Genomic DNA, 999 nt, shown 5'->3' on the forward strand with positions numbered 1-999 from the left:
CCCTGTGCAATATCCGATAACTCCATTTCCCACTTTGCTGTTGTTTCTGCTGATTTAAAAGTATCGGCTACAATCGTTACAAGGCTGATTCCTTTGTGTGTGGCAATAAGGTTTTTCTTATCTCTTTCAATAAATCCTTTGAAGATTAAATTTTCAATGATTCCTGCTCTTGTTGCAGGTGTTCCAAGTCCTTTTCGCTCAACTTCTACACCTTTTTCCAATGCGTCATTTCCTGCAAGCTCCATAGCCTTCAGGAGAAGATCTTCCGTAAAATGCTTAGCCGGTTGAGTGTACTTTTCTTTTATCTCTTTATCTTTAATATCAAGACTATAACCAATCTTTACATCCGGAAGCACTGTATCTTCATTTTTCTTTTTTGCATATTCGTTTAGGTATTTGGTAAAGCCCTCATCTACAATCACCTTTCCACTACTTGTAAATTCAAATCCATCAAATTCAGCCACAATCTTCGTTGTATTCTCAATTAAAGGATAGCCTACACTTGCATGTAGCTTATTTAAAATAAGTTCATATACCTTCAATTCACTTTCCGGAAGAGAAGTTAAGTCCCCATTCATACTGCTTGCTGTCGGTATAATCGCATGATGGTCTGTAACCTTTTTAGAGTTAAATACCGTCTTGATACGCCCTGTATCAAAATCATTCTTTCCTAAAATGTTATTAACCGTACTTACAATCATATCTTCAGTAAGGCATCTGCTGTCTGTTCTTGGATAGGTAATCAGTTTCTTTTCGTAAAGACTTTGAGCATAATCAAGTGTCTGCTTAGCTGAGTATCCAAAATATTTATTGCACTCTCTTTGAAGCGTTGTCAGGTCAAATGGCAGCTCAGGTTTTGTTATCTTTTCCTTTTGAATAACATCGGTAATTTCTATCTTATCGCCTACTAAATTGATTAGCTGTTCAGCAGCAACCTCATCATCAATTCTATCTGTTGATAGTGTAAAGCCATTAAGGCTTAATTCCACTGTATTATAT

General features: G+C 36.2%; 1 protein-coding gene. It reads right to left on the bottom strand.

Annotated features, from left to right (window positions below; all coding sequences use genetic code 11):
- Positions 1–999 (bottom strand): DNA topoisomerase (locus BBG48_RS10785; RefSeq protein ID WP_243446789.1); only part of this gene is annotated, 999 nt, incomplete at both ends.

Source organism: Criibacterium bergeronii (genome assembly GCF_001693775.2).
Classification (GTDB): Bacteria; Bacillota; Clostridia; order Peptostreptococcales; family Filifactoraceae; genus Peptoanaerobacter; species Peptoanaerobacter bergeronii.